The following is a 17,031-nucleotide window of genomic DNA, read 5'->3' as shown; positions in this document are numbered from 1 at the left end:
CACAGCCCTGGCCCCCGTTTCCGTGATCCGAATGGCCGCCTCCCGCACCACCGGACGGGCGATGGCGGCGCGCGGCCCCGCCCGAGGGCCCTTACGTTGAGGTCGAACGGCGCTCGGTCGCACCCGCCGCGACCATGCGCACAGACACGCGGCCATGCGCGGAGACAGTCGGCTCCCGGGGCCGCGGGAATCGGGGAACCGGGTGAGCGTGCCGGAAGAAGTCCTGGTGCCGGAAGGGGGCACCGCGGCGCCCTCGGGGTCGTCGGCCGGCGACAGCGCCGCCGGGCCGCTGCTGCCGACCCCGTCGCTGCCCAAGGGCGGTGGGGCGATCCGCGGGCTGGGCGAGAAGTTCACCGTCAACCCCGCGCGCGGCACCGGCTCGATGTCGGTCCCGCTCGCCCTCAGCCCCGGACGCTCCGGCAGCGGCCCCGGGCTGGCGCTGCGGTACGAATCGGGCGCCGGGAACGGCACGTTCGGCTTCGGCTTCGACATCGGGCTCCCCACGATCTCCCGCAAGACCGCCAAGGGCGTCCCCCGGTACGACGCCTCCGACGTGTACCTGCTCTCGGACGCCGAGGATCTCGTGCCGGTCCTGCTGGAGCAGCCGGACGGTTCCTGGTCGCCCGATGTCCGCGACGTGACCATCGACGGCGCCGCGTACCGGGTCGGCCGTTTCCGCCCGCGCAGCGACACCGCGTTCAGCCGCATCGAGCGCTGCGAACGCCTCGGCGTCGGCGAGGTGTTCTGGCGCACGCTCTCGCGCGACAACGTCACCAGCGTGTTCGGCCGCGACGCCGGCGCGCGCGTCGCCGACCCCGACGATCCCGGGCGGGTCTTCCAGTGGCTGCTGGAGGAGGTCCGCGACGACCGCGGAAACGTCACCACGTACACCTACAAGTCCGAGGACCTGGCCGGCGTCGACCCCTCCGCGCTGCACGAACGCCACCGCCTCGACGGGCCTCCGCCGGCCACGCGGTACCTGAAGAGCGTCCGCTATGGCAACCGGCAACCCGGATCGGCCGATCCGTCCTGCTTCCTGGTCGTCCTCGACTACGGCGAGCACGACCGGGCCCCGCTGGAGGTACGGCCCTGGCCGGTGCGCGAGGACGCCTTCTCCGACCACCGGGCCGGCTTCGAGCTGAGGACCCGCCGGCTGTGCCGACGGGTGATGATGTTCCACGACTTCCCCGAGGAGTTCGCCGGCGGCCCCAACCCGCGGCTGGTGGCCTCCACCGACCTGACCTTCGCGCCTGACGCCGTGGCCACCGAACTCGTGTCGGTGACCCACACCGGCTACGACTGGGATCCGACGCTCGGCGACTACCGCACCGCGGCCCTGCCCCCGCTGGAACTCGGCTGGACGAGGGCCGAGCCGGACACCGAGGCCCGGCGGGTCGAGGCGGTTCCGGCACCGGAGGGCAGCGACGGGCCGTACTGGGTGGACCTCGACGGCGAGGGCCTTCCCGGCGCCCTGAACCGGCAGGCCGGGGCGTGGTGGTACCAGCGCAACCTCGGCGGCGGCCGGCTCGCCCCGCCCGAGCAGGTCGTGACGGCGCCCTCGCCGGGGATGGCGGCGCCCGGCGGCGAAGGACGGCTGCGACTGACCGACCTGACCGGCGATGGCCGCCTCAGCCTGGTCGACGCCGGCCCCGGAGGCCTCGGCTCGGCGCTGCGCGAGGACGGCGGCTGGTCGCCGTTCCGGCCCTTCCGCTCCACCCCCGTCCTGGACTTCGACGACCCGGGCCTGCGCCAGGTCGACCTCGACGGCGACGGGCTGCCCGACCTGCTGCTGGGCACCGGCGACGGCCTGGTGTGGAACCGCGGCGCGGGCCGCGACGGCTACGGCCCGCGGCAGCAGGTGACCCTGCCCTGGGACGAGACCCGCGCACCCCGGCTGACCTGGGTGGACACCACCCGGACGGTCTTCACGGCCGATCTGACCGGCGACGGTCTGAGCGACATGGTGCGGATCCGCGACGGCGAGGTCTGCTACTGGCCGGCGCTGGGCCACGGCCGCTTCGGCGCCAAGGTCACCATGGACGGCGCCCCCGTCTTCGACTTCGCCGACACCTTCGACCCGCGCCGGGTGCGGCTGGCCGACATCGACGGCACCGGGCCGGCCGACCTCCTCTACCTGGGCCGCGACGACGTCCACTGGTGGCGCAACCTCGCGGGCAACGGCTTCGGCCCCAGACAGTCGCTCGGGGCGTTCCCGACCGTGGACGGGCTCGGCCGGGCCGACGTGGTGGACCTGCTCGGCACCGGCACCGCCTGCCTGGTCTGGTCCTCGCCCCTGGACCGCGGCCGGGTCGAGTACCTGGACCTGTCACACGGCACCGACACCGGCCTGCCGGACGGCGATCCCCGCCTGGCCGGCTGGAAGCCGCACCTGTTGTGCGAGGCGCGCAACAACTTCGGCGCCCGCACCCGCGTCGAGTACGCCCCCTCCACCCGCTACTACCTCGCCGACCGCGCCTCCGCCGACCCGGCCGACCACTGGGTCACCAGCCTGCCCTTCCCCGTCCCGGTGGTGGCCCTCCACCGGATCACCGACGCCGTCTCGGCCGCCGACCACACCTGCGGCTACAGCTACCGGCACGGCTACTTCGACGGCGTGGAAAGGGAGTTCCGCGGCTTCGGCATGGTCGAGACCCGTGACGCCGAGACCTTCGCCGCGCCCGGCGGCGAACTCGACGTACCCCCCGTGCGCACCCGACGGTGGTTCCACACCGGGGCCTATGCCGACGTGCTGACCGGCCGCTGGAACGGGGACACGGCGGCGGACCCGCTGCCGCCCGTGACGTTCGACGGCGTGACCGGCGGTGAGGAGTACCGGCAGGCCCTGCGGGCGCTGACCGGTGCGCCGCTGCGCACCGAGATCTACGCCGACGACGGCACGCCGCAGGCCGTCCACCCCTACAGCGTCTCCGAGCAGTCCCACCGGGCCCGCCGCCTCCAGCCCGCCGCCGAGCCCGCCGTCCAGGGCACACCCGCGCCGCACCGGCCGTGGGCGGCGTGGGCGGCGTTCACCACCTACGAGGCCGAAGTGCTGCTCCGCCACTACGAGCGGGACCCGGCCGATCCCCGCGTGGCCCACTCGCTGACCCTGGACGTGGACGCCTACGGCTCGGTGACCTCCAGCGCCGCCGTCGACTACGCCCGCCGTACCCCCGCCGTGGCCGAACAGCAGGCCGTCCCGGTGACCTGGGTGAGGGCCACCATCGACAACACCGACACCGCGCAGGTGCTGCGGCTGGGCACACCGATCGAGGTCATCGCCCACGAGATCACCGGCCTGCCCGCCCCCGGCGGCCACCGGTACACCGCGGACCAGTTGCGCGCGGCCTTCGCCGCGGCCGTCGAGATCCCCTACGAGCAGCAGCCCGCGGCCCGGGTCGTCCAGCGGCGGTGCATCGAGCGCCAGCGCACCCGCTACTGGTCCGACGACCTCACCGCGCCCCTGCCGCTCGGCCTCACCGGCGCCCGCGCACTGCCCCACCAGTCCTACCGGCTCGCCTTCACACCCGGGCTGCTCACCGCCGCCTATGGCGGGCTCGTCGACGCCCCGCTGCTGACCGGCGAGGGCGGCTACGTCCTGGAGGACGGCCTGTGGTGGGCCCCCTCGGGCGTCCACGGCTACGGCGCGGACTTCCTGCTGTCCGTGTCGTACACCTCCCCGTTCGGCAACACCTCCACCATCGACTACGACAGCCACCGGCTGCTGACGACGGCGAGCAGGGCGTCGCGGACCGCGCCGTACGACACGCTCGTCACGACGGTCGACAACGACTACCGGGTGCTGGCGCCCCGGCAGATCACCGACCCCAACGGCAACCGCGGCCACTGCGCGTTCGACCCGCTCGGGCTGATCACCGCGACCTGGACCACCGGCAAGGCTGCCGGCACCGACGGCGACCCGGACGCCCTGCCCGGCACCGTCTACACCTACGGCCTGGACGCCTGGCAGACCCACGGGGGACCGGTCTGGGCGCACGTCGAGACACGGGAACGGCATGGCGACCCGGCGAGCCCCTGGCAGCGCAGCCGGGTCTACACCGACGGCCTCGGCCGCGTGGCGATGACCAAGTCGCAGGCTGAGCCCGGTCCGGCCCAGGCCCTGGGCGCCGACGGCCACGCGGTGCCCGTGGACACCGGCACCGCGCCGCGCTGGATCGGAAGCGGCCGCACCGTCTACAACAACAAGGCACTGCCGGTGGAGAGTTACGAACCCTACTTCTCCACGACCGTCGACTACGAGGACGCCGAGGTCCTGGTCAAGCAGGGCGTGACGGACATCCTGCGCTACGACCCGCTCGGCCGGCTGATCCGCACCGACCACCCCGACGGCACCTACGACACGACCGCGTTCACCCCGTGGGAGGAGACCCGCAGCGACCCCGGCGACACCGTCCTGACCAGCCGGTGGTACGCCGACCGACAGGCCGCCGGCACCCCGCCCGCCGAACAACGGGCCGCCCAGCTCGCCGCCGCCTACGCGAACACCCCGGCCGTCGCCGTCCTCGACACCCTCGGCCGCACCGTGCGCACCCGCGAGGACAACGGCCCCGACGGGGTGTACGAGACCGTTGCCGTCCTCGACGTCGAGGGCAACACCCTCGCCGTGACCGACGCGCGGGGCGTGCGCGCGGTGGACCAGACGCACGACCTGCTCAACCGGGTGCTGCGCACGGCCGCCGCGGACTCCGGCGAGCGGCGACGGCTCACCGACTGCTCCGGCGTCCCGCTCCGCGCCTGGGACGCGGTGGGCACGACCGTGCGTTACACCTACGACCCGCTGCGCCGCCCCGCCGAGACCTGGGTGCTGGCCGCCGGCGCGAGCACCGAACGGCTCGCCGACCTCACCGTGCACGGCGAGTCGCACCCCCAGGCCGTCAGCCTCAACCTGCTCGGGCGGGTGTACCGGCACTACGACGAGGGCGGCCTGGACCAGGCCGGAGCCTTCGACTTCAAGGGCAACCTGCTCTCCACCTCCCGCACCCCCGCCAAGGCCGAGACCCCGCCGGACTGGTCACCGCTGCACGGCCGGCCGCTCGCCGACCTCGACGCCCTGGCCGCGCCCCTGCTGGACACCACCGACGTCCTCACCTCCGCGACCGCCTACGACGCGCTCAACCGGCCGGTCCTGCAGACCCTCCCCGACGGGACCCGCGTCGCGCCCCGCTACGGCGAGGGCGGACTCCTCGCCGCCGTCGACGCCTTCCCGGGCACGGCGACCGCCGTCACCCCGATCGTGACCGACGTCGAACACGACGCCCACCGCCGGCGGCGGCTGATCGGCTACGCGGACGGCATCGTCACCACGTACACGTACGACCCGATCTCCTCGAACCTCACCGGCCTGCGCACGCTCACCGGCGGCGGATCGCCCACCGCGCTCCAAGACCTCGGCTACACCTACGACGCCGCCGGGAACCTGGTCGAGGTGACCGACGCCGCCCAGCAGACCGTCTTCTTCGACGGCAACGTCGCCGCCCCGGTCACCCGCTACACCTACGATCCCGTCTACCGGCTGCGCTCGGCGACCGGCCGCGAACACGCGAGCCTGGGCGTCCAGCCCGACAGCACCGAGCCCGCGTACGCGCCGCTCCCGCACCCCAACGACGCCCAGGCGCTGCGCACCTACCGTCAGGACTACACCTACGACCCGGCCGGCAACCCCCTGACCCTGGTGCACAGCGCCGGGCCCAACGGCAGCTTCACCCGCCGCTACACCAACGACACCGCGTCCGACCGGTTGCTCTTCCATACCAGGCCCGGCGACCCGGCCGGCAGCGCCGGCTCCGCGGCCTTCCGCTACGACGCGAACGGCCGGACGACCGGCATGGCCCACCTGCCGGGCGCACTGGAGTGGAACCATGCCGACGAACTGCGGTCGGTGGACCTCGGGGGCGGCGGCCGGGCGTCCTACCTGTACGACGCGACGGGGCGGCGCGTGCGCAAGACCGTGACCCGGATCGGCGGGCTCCAGGAGGAGCGGACCTACGTCGGCGGGTACGAGGTCTTCCGCCGCCGGCGCGGCGGGGCCGTCGTCTTCGAACGGACCACCGTGCACATCGGCGACGGCGAGGGCCGGACCGCGCTGGTCGAGACGGTGACCGTCGACACCGACGATCCGGGCTCGGACCGCTCGCCGGCGGTCCGTCTGCAGTTCAACAACCGCCTCGGCTCCAGCCTGCTGGAGACGGACACCACCGGCCGGGTCATCTCGTACGAGGAGTACCACCCCTACGGCACGACCTCGCTGTGGCTGGCGGCGGGTGCGGCGCAGGTCAGCGTCAAGCGCTACCGCTACAACGGCAAGGAGAAGGACGACGAGACCGGCCTGTACTACTACGGCGCCCGCTACTACGCCTGCTGGCTGGGCCGCTGGATCAGCACCGACCCCGGTGGCTTCACCGACGGCCTGAACCTGTACGCGTACGTCTCCGGCGACCCGGTGAACTTCGCCGACCCGACCGGGCGGGCGGGGAGCGGCCGGGGGAAGGAGTTCATCTACGACCTGCGGATGCGCACCACCCCGCTCGACGCGGAGACCCGCCAGATCATCGAGAGGCTCCACCCCGGCCAGCCCATCGATCCGCGCTGGGGGCAGGACGCCTGGAAGACGCCGAAGGAGATCCTCGAACACCACCGCACCATGCTCAAGCGCCACGGCGACAAGTTGTACAAGTGGCGCAATCCGGGCGGAGGCCGGGGCGGCATGGGCAAGGGCGCCCCGCGGGTCCGTAGCGCCGTCCACGTCGAGCACCCCTACAACATGAAGTTCGCCACGCACGGCGACGCCGGCAGCGGCTACTGGGGCAATGCCTCCGACAACTACGCCAAGGAACACGTCTACCGGCGCTGGCAGGCCGCACGGTCCTCGGCCCAGGCCACCGCGCAGGCCCCTGCCCAGGCCCCGGCGCAGGCTCCCGCCGCTCAACCGCCGGAAAGGGTGCGGGTGGACGTCGAGGAGCCGCGGGTCCGCGTCGACGCCGAACCGCGGATCCGGGTCGATACCGAGCCGCGCATCCGCGTGGCTCCCGTCGAGAGCGCGGCCGAACACGCCGCGGAACGCGCCGCCGAACACGCCCTGGAGGAGGCCGGAGAGGGCGCCCTGAAGCGGATCGGCGAGCAGGCGCTCAAGAAGAGCGCCCTGCTCGTGCCCGGCGTGGGCATCGCGCTCGGCATCGGGATGGGCCTGGAGGACCTGCGCGAAGGCGACTACTTCGGCGCCCTGCTGGACTTCGGCGGTGCCATCCCGGGTCCGGTCGGTGAGGCGTTCGGCATCGCCGGGATCGTGTACTCGATCGGCAAGGCCGTCGTTCAGGGCGCGGCCGAGCAGCCCCCGGCAGGGCCCACACCCGGACCCGCGCCGACGCCCGAGCCCGTGCCCGAGGCGCCGCCCGCGCCGCCGGTCGCGCCCCCGCCCCCGCGGCCGCCCGTGCGGCCCGCACCCAAGGCCGCCCCGGCCGCGCCGCCGGTCGAGCCGGAACCGCAGCAGACGTTCGATCCGAGTCTGCCCATGGTCTAGCGGCACCCCCGCTCGGCACGTTCGCCCTTCCTACGTCCGCGCACCACACAGATCAGTTTGGGGAGTCATGTCCACCGTTGTCCGTGGGACCGCCGCCGTGGCGGCCGGGTCGCGGCTCGGCCGGCGGGCCGCCGTCGTGACGGGGCCGCCGCAGAGCACCGAGTCCACGATCCTCGGGCCGTCGTCCACCGACCACCGGGGCCCCCACCGGGCGACCCGTGAGCCAGGGCGGGGCTTCGGCCCGCCCGGGGAGTGGGTGGTGGACGACGGTGGTGCCGTCCTCGCGTTCCCACCCGACCTGCCGACCGGGCCGAAAGGCCCCGCCGCACCCGGACCGGCCGCCGCAGGCGGGGCGGCCACGGGCGCGGGAGGCGAGGGCGGACAGGGCGGCGGCCCTGGCTACGGCGGCCGGGGCTACGGCGGACACGGGCCCGGCGACGGGCACGGCCCGTCCGTCGCTGACGACCTCACGGTGTCCGGGCAGGTCACCTGGCCGGAGGGAGCCCCGGTCGTCAACGCGGTGATCCGAGCCGTGGACCGGGACCTGCGCACCGAGCAGCCGCTCGGACCGTTCGCCCCCGGCTTCCCGAACGAGACGCGCACGGACGCGGCGGGCATGTACACCATCCACTACAACCGGACGCAGTTCGCCCGGGTCGAGCTGGGATCGGCGGACCTGATCGTCCGGGTCCGCGACGCGGCCGGCGTGGTGGTCGCGGCCTCGCCGACCATGTTCAACGCGCCACCGCAGGCCGTGATCAACCTGGTGGTGACCGGGCCGATGGCCGGGCAGCCCTCCGAGTGGGACCGGCTGGCCGCGGTCGTCGAGCAGCTCGTCGACAATCCGAGCCCGGCCGGCCTCGGCCAACTGCGCATGTCCGACCTGGAGTTCCTCCTCGGGGAGACCGGTGCGGCCGCCGACCGGCTCACCGCGCTGATCCAGGCGGCGGGGCTGGTGACCGACGCCGTCGCCGCGGGCGTCACCGGGATCCCGCCCGAGGCGTTCTACGGCCTGATCCGCGAGAAGCTGCCCGCCGATTGGCCGGGCCTCGCCGGGCACCCGGCCGCCGACTTCGCCGCCGCCCTGCAGAAGGCCGTCAACGAGGGCATCGCCCCGTCGGCACTCGCCGCACAGGCCGCCCACCTCGGCGACCTCATCGCCCAGGCGGCGGCCCATGCGCGGTCCACGACGACCGGCCAGGCGGCGAAGCTGGCCGACCCCGCCGTCCGGTACGCCGACACCCGGCACGCCGGCGGCGAGCCGATCGTCGACGCCCGCCTCGACGCCGCGCTCGCCGGGGCCGTCACCGCCCTGGTGAACGGCGCGGGCACGCCGTCCGACGCCCTGGAGACCGCACTGGCCTCGGCGCTGTCCTCCGCACGCTGGCAGGACTACGCCGGCGTGACCGTCGCGGCCGTGGCGGGCGCCGTGCTCACCGGGATCGCCGCCTCTCCCGCGCTCACCGCCGAAGCCACCGCCCTGGCGCGGACGATCGCGGCCCAGCCCGCCCCGGGCGCCGGCGCCGTCACCGTCACCGACCTCCTCCACCTGGACGCGCCGGTGCGGGACAACCCGCTGCTGCTCGGCGACGTACAGCAGGGCATCGTGGTCGAACTCGCCGGTCTCGCGGGGCTGTCGCAGACCGCGACCGGCGCCGCGGCCGCCCAGAGCACGGGACTGTTCGACGCGCAGGACAACACGCTGGACGCGCTGCGCTCCTCCGGTGCGATCACCGACGCCGAGGCCGCCTCGCTGAGCGGCATCCTCGACCTCGGCCGGCTCACCGACCACCACACCGGCCTGCTGCACACCCTGGTGAGCCAGGGCGCCACCGCCCCGCTCACCCTGGCCGGCTGGGACGCCGCGCGCTGGACCCAGGTGATCACCGCCACGCCGGGGCCCCTCCCGCCGGGCACCACCCCGGACGCCTACGCCCGGAACCTGGTCGCCAACCTCGAACACACCCATCCCACCCAGGCGCTGGCGGCCCGGCTGGCCCCCGGCGACGACCACCTGACCGCGGTGTACCAGAACAACCCGGGCCTGGACCTGCGCCGGCTGGACCTGGCCACCGGCGCGGGGGCCGCGGGGCTGAACTGGACCGGAGTCCCGGAGGCCGACCGGCCCGCCGTCCTGGGAAGGCTCTCCGCCCACCAGCGGCTGCTGACGATCGGGCACGACACCGCGACCCGTGCCGCCCTCGCCCGGGCCGGCTTCGACTCCGCCCTGCGGATCGCCGCCCACACCGAGGCCTCCTTCATCGCGAAGGTCACTGCCACCCTCAGCCCGCACGGACCGGGCGGCGCGACCTCCGCAGGCGGCCCGCACAGCCTGGGCGGCACGACCACCGGCGGCGGGGGCCTGGACGTCGGCACCGCCCGGATGGTCTACGCCCGCGTCCAGGACGTCGTCCTGAACGTCGCGCAGGCGTACGGCTCGGCCCGGGACGTCCTCAACGGGCCGTTCGCCGGGCTGCCGGTCTCACCGGTCACCCCGACCTTCGTCAACGACCTGCTGCGGATCACCGGCCTCACCGGACTGTTCGGTTCCCAGGACTACTGCACGTGCGGCGACTGCCAGTCCGTGCTCAGCCCCGCCGCGTACTTCACCGACCTGATGTACTTCACCGAACAGCACGTCTCCCAGCCGTACTTCACCGGCCCCGGCCTGAGCACCCACCCGCTGTACCTGCGCAACCGCCGTGCGGACCTGTGGAAGCTCCGGCTCACGTGCGACAACACCAACACCCTGGTGCCGTACCTGTCGATCGTCGACCAGGTGATGGAGGACTGGATCCAGGCGCACGTGCTGACCGCGACCCAGCCGGACGTCTACGCCGTGCTCAGCGATCCGGCGCAGAAATTCTCCTGCCAGGTACCCTTCAGCCTGCCCTTCGCCGAACTCGGCCTGTACCTGGGCTACTTCGGCCTCGCCGTGGCCGACGTTCAGCAGGTGCTCCAGTTGCCGGACGCGACGGTCAGGCGCGCCCGCACGGGCCTGTCGCCCGACGAGGCCACCGTCGTCGCGACCCCCGACCCCGCCGGGATCATCCAGCGGCTGGGCGGTCCGGCGACGCTGAACCTGCTGCCGGTCACCGACTTCGTACGCCGCCTGGCCATCTCCCGCGACGACCTGACCACCGTGCTGGCTGCGCGCTCCGACCCCGACCTCGCGCAGATCACCGTCGTCAAGCTGAGCGGCGGCGCCGGCGAGATCCAGAACTTCCCCGAGGCGCTGCAGAACCTGACCGCCGACCGCGCCGACCGCATCCACCGCCGTATCCGGCTCGCTCGGCCGCTGTCGTGGACCCTGGACGAGCTGGACCTGGTCCTGCTGTCGGCCCAGCAGGCCGCACTGGTCGGCGGCGACGTGAGCGAGGCGGCGACCGAGCTCGTCGGCCGGCTGCTCGCCCTGCAGGGCGAGCTCGGCCCGTCCGTGCAGCAACTGTGCGCGCTCGTCACCGACATGCCGGTCTCCACGGCCTTCCCGAACACCCCGACCGCACCCGGCGCCCGGCTGCTGTACGAGACGGTGTTCGACCTGCGCGGCATCTTCGGCCCCGCCGACCCAGCGCTCCCGCTCAACCCGACGGTCGGCTACTACCACTACTCGCTGGACACCACGCTCGGTACGAACCCGCCGGTCATCGACCCCAAGACACCGCTGCTGCTGGCCGGGCTCGGCATCAGCGAGACGGACCTGCTGCTGCTGTTCGCGCTGCTGAAGAACGAGCTGCCCTTCGACGCCACCGGGCACACCACCCTCAACCGGCACAGCCTGTCGCTGCTGTACCGGCACGTGCTCGTCGCCCGCTCGCTCGGGTACACCGTGCCCGACCTGATCACGGCGCTGGGCCTGGTCCTCCCACCGCCGGCCACGGCCGAGCTGAACTCGCTGGACCGGATCGAGCAACTGCTGGCCTTCCACCGCTGGCAGGCCGGCTCGCCCCTCACGATCTCCCAACTCGCACTCGTCCTCACCGGTGTGACCGGCAAGACCGTCGGATACCTCAACAACCCGGCCACCGCCGCCGCGCTGGTGCACGGCATCCAGGTCTCCGGCACGCAGCCCAGGCTCGACGCGCTGCGCACCAGGCTCGCCACGAACTTCAACGTCGGCTCCGCGCGGCTCGCCACGATGCTGGTCTGGGCGGCGCACGACATCGCCGCGGCGGACATCCAGGCGGCACTGGACGCGCCGTTCACCGGGACGGTGCCGGACAACCCGGCCCTGCTGCTCCCCCTGCTGGCCCTGCTGCACCAGCTGGAGCGGGTGGCGCTGCTGTTCGGCACGGTGGGGCTGCAGGACGCGGGCATCGCCTACCTCACGGCGAACCGGCACGTCCTGGGCATCGCCGACCTCAAGGCCCTGACCCTGCGCGACGTACAGGCGGTGGCCGCCTACGGCGCGCAGGTCGCCGCGGCGACCGCGGTGACGCAGGCCGTCGACGCCGAGACCGTCGTGCAGCAACTCCTCAGCTCCTACGACGCCGGCGGCACCTTCGGCCCGGCCGACCGCGCCCGGCTCGCCGCCACGCACCAGGTGGACCAGAGCCTGATCGACTCCATCGTCGCGGCTACGAGCCTGCCGCCCGTCGCGATCGACGCCCTCGCCCGCCTCGACCAGGTGTTCGCCCTGTGCCACACCCTCGGGGTGAACGCGTACTCGCTGCACAAGCTCGGCCAGGACACCGGCTACCCGGTACTGCGGGACGCCGCCGCGGTGGCCGCCGGCGCCATCGCGGCGCAGTACAAGGACGACACCGCGCGCGACGCGGCGCTGGAGCCGTACCAGGACCGCGTCAACACCCTCAAGCGCGACGCCCTGTGCGGATTCCTCGTCGACGGCCAGCCGCAACTGAACTTCCACGACCACAACGAGATCTACGACTACTTCCTGCTCGACGTGGACATGAGCGGATGCGCCAGGACCTCCCGGGTCGTGTCGGCGATCTCCAGCGTGCAGCTCTACCTCCAGCGCTGCCTGACCGGCCTGGAGAAGTCCGACCCCGCGGGCTCCGCGACCCTCGTCGACGTGCCACCGTCGGCGGTGCCGGCCCAGCAGTGGGCGTGGCGCAGGAACTTCCGGGTCTGGCAGGCAAACCGCAAGGTGTTCCTCTACCCCGAGGCGTACATCGACCCGGACCTGCGGGACGACAAGACGCCCATCTTCACCGACCTCGAAGCCGATCTGTTGCAGAAGCCCATCACCAAGGACACCGGCGAGGAGGCCTTCCAGCGCTACCTGACCCGGCTGGCGGAGGTCGCGGGCCTGCGGATCTGCGGCAGCTACTACGACGACGACCAGGCGACGTACTACTTCTTCGGCCGCACCCAGTCCGACCCCGCGGTCTTCCACTACCGCACGTGGAACACCTCGACGTGGACACCGTGGAAGCGCGTCGACCTGCCCATCGAGGGGAAGTGGGTCTCGGCGACCCGGTTCCAGGGCAAGCTCTACCTGTTCTGGGCGAGCATCGTCACCACCGAGCACACCAGCTTCAGCGGCGGCGGCTCCCACGACGAGCCGTCCACCGTCAAGGTCGGCCTGGTCTACTCCGCGCAGAAGCCGGACGGCACCTGGCTCGCGCCGCAGAAACTGGACTGGCTCTACCCGATCGGCGAGCCGAACCAGGTCTGGTGGTGGGAGTCCTTCGTCGCCGACGACATGCCCGGGGACAAGACCGCCAACACGCCGTACCCCGTGATCAGCGGCGACGCCATCATCCTGCGCTACATGAACCGGTTTCTCGACCAGGGCGCCGACCGGGTCCACGACCGCCAACTGAACCTGTTCCACAACCAGTTGCACAACCCCGACCGTTGGGTGCCCGGCACGCCGACCGGACACGCCATGGGGCTGTACTGGACCTTCGGCTCACCCGTGGGCTGGCTGGGGGTGTGGCAGTCCTCCGGCACCGACCCGGCCGGCTTCGACCTGCTGCGGGAGATGTTCCACACCGATCCCGGAGCGGGCGGGTCGTCGCCGGACTTCGTCACCACCGGCTTCCCCGTACCGGACTACAACGTCTACTTCGAGCACGGCAAACCGGACTTCGTCTCCCCGATCCAGGCGGTCAACAACGGATTCCCCGAATCCGTCCTGGCCGTCCCCGTCCACAACCAGCAGTACCTGATCCACGACCGCCACTACCTGGACTTCCCCCGCTTCTCGCACTTCGTCTCGGCACTGCTGCCCACCATCACGGAGGCCGCCGCGGGACCGGCGATCACGGCGGGCACCGCAGGACCGGCGAAGGAGGCGCCCGCACTCCCCGCCGCGGCGCTCGTTCCCGGGCGGTCGCACTCGGCGCCGCTGACCTTCAACCTGGCGTCCCTCAGACTGCCCCGGGCGCTGACCTCCCTGCCCCTCCAGCCCCTGCGGTGGTGGTGGAACCCGCGCCAGCTCATCCGGCTGACCACCTCGATCGTCGGCGACCTGCTGCGGATCAACGCCGACCACGGCGTGGAGGGCCTGCTGGCCCTGCACTCGGAGTACTTCTGGGGGCTCGAGTACGGCGTCGGCTTCTCGATCACCGCGCCCTGGGCCCTGCTGACGCCCGACGACGACCCCGCCCACGTCGACATCAGGAACAGCGCCGCCTACGGCACCTACTACCAGGAGCTGTTCCTGCACCTGCCGTGGATGATGGCCCACCAGCTCAACGCGGCCGGGCGGTACGAGGAGGCCATGTGGTGGTACCAGCGGCTGTTCGACCCGACGAGCTCCGACACCGACGCCGACCGCAACTGGCGGTACGTGGGTTTCAGGGGTCTGACCGTGCCCTCGCTCCAGGACGTCCTCACCGATTCGGCAGCCCTGGACGCGTACAAGAACGATCCCTTCAACCCCTTCGCCATCGCCCGTCTGCGTCCGGTCGCCTTCCAGAAAGCGGTCGTCATGGGCTTCGTCGACAACCTCATCGACTGGGGCGACTCACTGTTCGCGCAGGACACCACCGAGTCGATCAACGAGGCCACGATGCTGTACGTGCTGGCCTCGGAGATCCTCGGGCCGCGCCCGGTCCAGCTCGGCGAGTGCCCGGTGGTACCGGCCGAGCAGCTGACGTACGACGCGATCGGGCCGCAGATGAGCAACGTGTCCGACTTCCTGGTCACCCTGGAGAACTGGGTCTACCAGACCAGCCTGAGCCAGGGCGACATCATCGACACGAGCGGCACCCACGCGCACGCGCACACCCCCACCGCGACGGCCACGGCGACGGGCCTGCCCGTCACCACCGGCCTCCAACTGCTGTCGTACGGCGATGCCGCCGACCTCAGCCAGCGCAACACCGACCTGGCGCAGCTGTGGAGCGGCGACACCCTGGCCTACGACCTGCTGCCGGCCTTCGAGGTTGTCAACCAGACCACGCTGGTCTTCTGCGTGCCGCCGGACGACGTGCTGGCCGGCTACTGGGACCGTGTGGAGGACCGGCTGAACAAGATCCGCAACTGCATGAACCTCAGCGGGGTGCGCCGGCAACTCGCGCTGTTCGCCCCGCCGGTCAACCCCTTGGACCTGGTCCGCGCCCGGGCCGCTGGCCTGAGCATCGAGGAGGCGGTCGCCTCGGTCCAGGCACCCGCCGCCCCCGCGTACCGCTTCGGCTCAGTGATCGAGCGCGCCCGGCAGTCCGCGCAGACCGTCACGGCGTTCGGCGCGAGCCTGCTGTCGGCACTGGAGAAGAAGGACGCCGAGGAGCTGACCCTGCTGCGGTCGGTGCACGAACGCACCCTGTTGCGCATGGTGGAGGACGTGAAGACCGGCCAGGTCCAGGAGGCGCAGCACCAGCTCCAGGCCCTGGAGGAGCAGAAGGCCCTCGTCCAGGCCAGGATCGACTACTACCAGGGGCTGATCGGCTCCGGACTGACCGGCTGGGAGAAACTGGAGGCCGACTCGCGCACCGCCGCGGCCGTGGTGCGCGGCGGCGAGTCCGCGCTGTACGCGATGTCCGCGATCTCCTTCCTGTTCCCCAACGTCGGCAGCCCGTTCGCCATGACCTACGGCGGCCGCGAGATCGGAAACAGCGTGGCCCAGGCGGCGCAGACCCTCGGCTCGCTCGGCGCCACCGCGGAGGCCGTCGCGTCGGCCGCCGCGACCGGCGCCGGGTTCGACCGCCGATACCAGGAGTGGGGGCAGCAACTCACCCTCGCCGAACAGGAACTGAGGCAGGTCGAGCAGCAGCGCCTGGCCGCCGAGGCGCACGCCGGGTACGCCCAGCGGGAGCTGGACGTCCACCAGAAGCAGATGGACCAGGCGGACGAGCTCGACGCGTTCTACCGCGGCAAGTTCAGCGGCCTGGGGCTGTACACCTACCAGGCCCGTACGCTGACCCGGCTGCACCGGCAGGCGTACGACGTCGCGTACGGCCTCGCGGCCGCAGCCCAGCAGGCGTACGCCTTCGAGATGGGCGACACGACTTCCTTCATCGCCCCCGACAACTGGGAGAGCGGCATCGCCGGCCTGCTCAGCGGTGAGCGGCTGGATCTCCAGCTCCGGCAGCTGGAGGAGGCCTACATGGCCAGGAACACCCGCCGCCTGGAGGTCAGCCAGTTCTTCCCGCTGACGGTGGTCGACCCCACGGCACTGGTCGCGCTGCGGGATACCGGCGAGTGCACCTTCACGCTGCCGGAGCTGTTGTTCGACGTGGTCTACCCCGGCCAGTACAAGCGGCTGATCAAGTCGGTGCGGCTGACGATCCCTGGTGTCACCGGGCCCTACACCAACGTCGCCGCGAAGCTCTCCCTCGTCGCCAGCGAGGTGCGCACCGCGCCCGATCCCGCGCCCGGCGCCCTGGTGACGCTCCCGGTCCAGCCGAACATCGCCTCCGCCATCGCCACCAGCACCGGCCTGAACGACGCCGGACTGTTCGAGCTGAACTTCCGCGACGAGCGCTATCTGCCGTTCGAGGGCTCGGGGGCGGTCGAGAGCGTGTGGAAGCTCGAACTCCCCACACAACTGAGGGCGTTCGACTACGACACCATCTCCGACGTGGTCCTGCAGCTCAGCTACACGGCGCTCGACGACGGTGCGTTCCGGGCGACGGTCGAGAGCCGCGTCGTCGGCGAACTCACCCAGTACGCGACGTCCACGGGCCTGCTGCGCCTGTTCAGCCTGCGCCACGACTTCCCGGCCGCCTGGCAGCAGGTGACCGCCGCGGCGGGCGGCGGCGCGGGGACCGTCGCGACCTCCTTCGAGGTGACCGCGCAGCACTTCCCCTACTTCCTGTCCGCGCGGACGCTCAGCCTGGCCGCCGCGACCGTCGTGCTCCAGCCCGTCGGCACCGGCCCGGTCGACGCCTCCGGCCTGAGCCTGACGCTCAACGGCACGACGGGCTCCGCGTGGCACGTCCCGCCGGGCACCCACCTGACCACCTCCGACATCGCCGTCTCCGGTCCCGCCGTCGGCACCTGGACCCTGGCCGTGGCCGGCCCCGGGGTCGACCCGGCGAAGGTGGCGGACATCCTGCTGCTGGTCCGCTACAGCGCGGCCTGAC

General features: G+C 72.7%; 2 protein-coding genes. Both read left to right on the top strand.

Annotated features, from left to right (window positions below):
* The first annotated feature begins 208 nt into the window (after positions 1-208).
* Positions 209-7,534 carry a SpvB/TcaC N-terminal domain-containing protein gene (locus tag ACFU7Z_RS08070; RefSeq protein WP_380776967.1) on the top strand — a complete coding sequence of 2,442 codons (7,326 nt, stop codon included), beginning with the start codon at positions 209-211 and terminating at the stop codon, positions 7,532-7,534.
* A 67-nt stretch (positions 7,535-7,601) separates the two neighbouring features.
* A complete protein-coding gene (locus tag ACFU7Z_RS08065; protein WP_380776966.1) occupies positions 7,602-17,030 on the top strand; it encodes a neuraminidase-like domain-containing protein in 9,429 nt (3,142 codons plus the stop codon).
* The last annotated feature ends 1 nt before the right edge of the window (position 17,031 follow it).

The organism is Kitasatospora sp. NPDC057518 (genome assembly GCF_042802075.1).
In the GTDB taxonomy this organism is placed as follows: domain Bacteria; phylum Actinomycetota; class Actinomycetes; order Streptomycetales; family Streptomycetaceae; genus Kitasatospora.
This window is presented reverse-complemented; position numbering and strand designations above follow the sequence as displayed.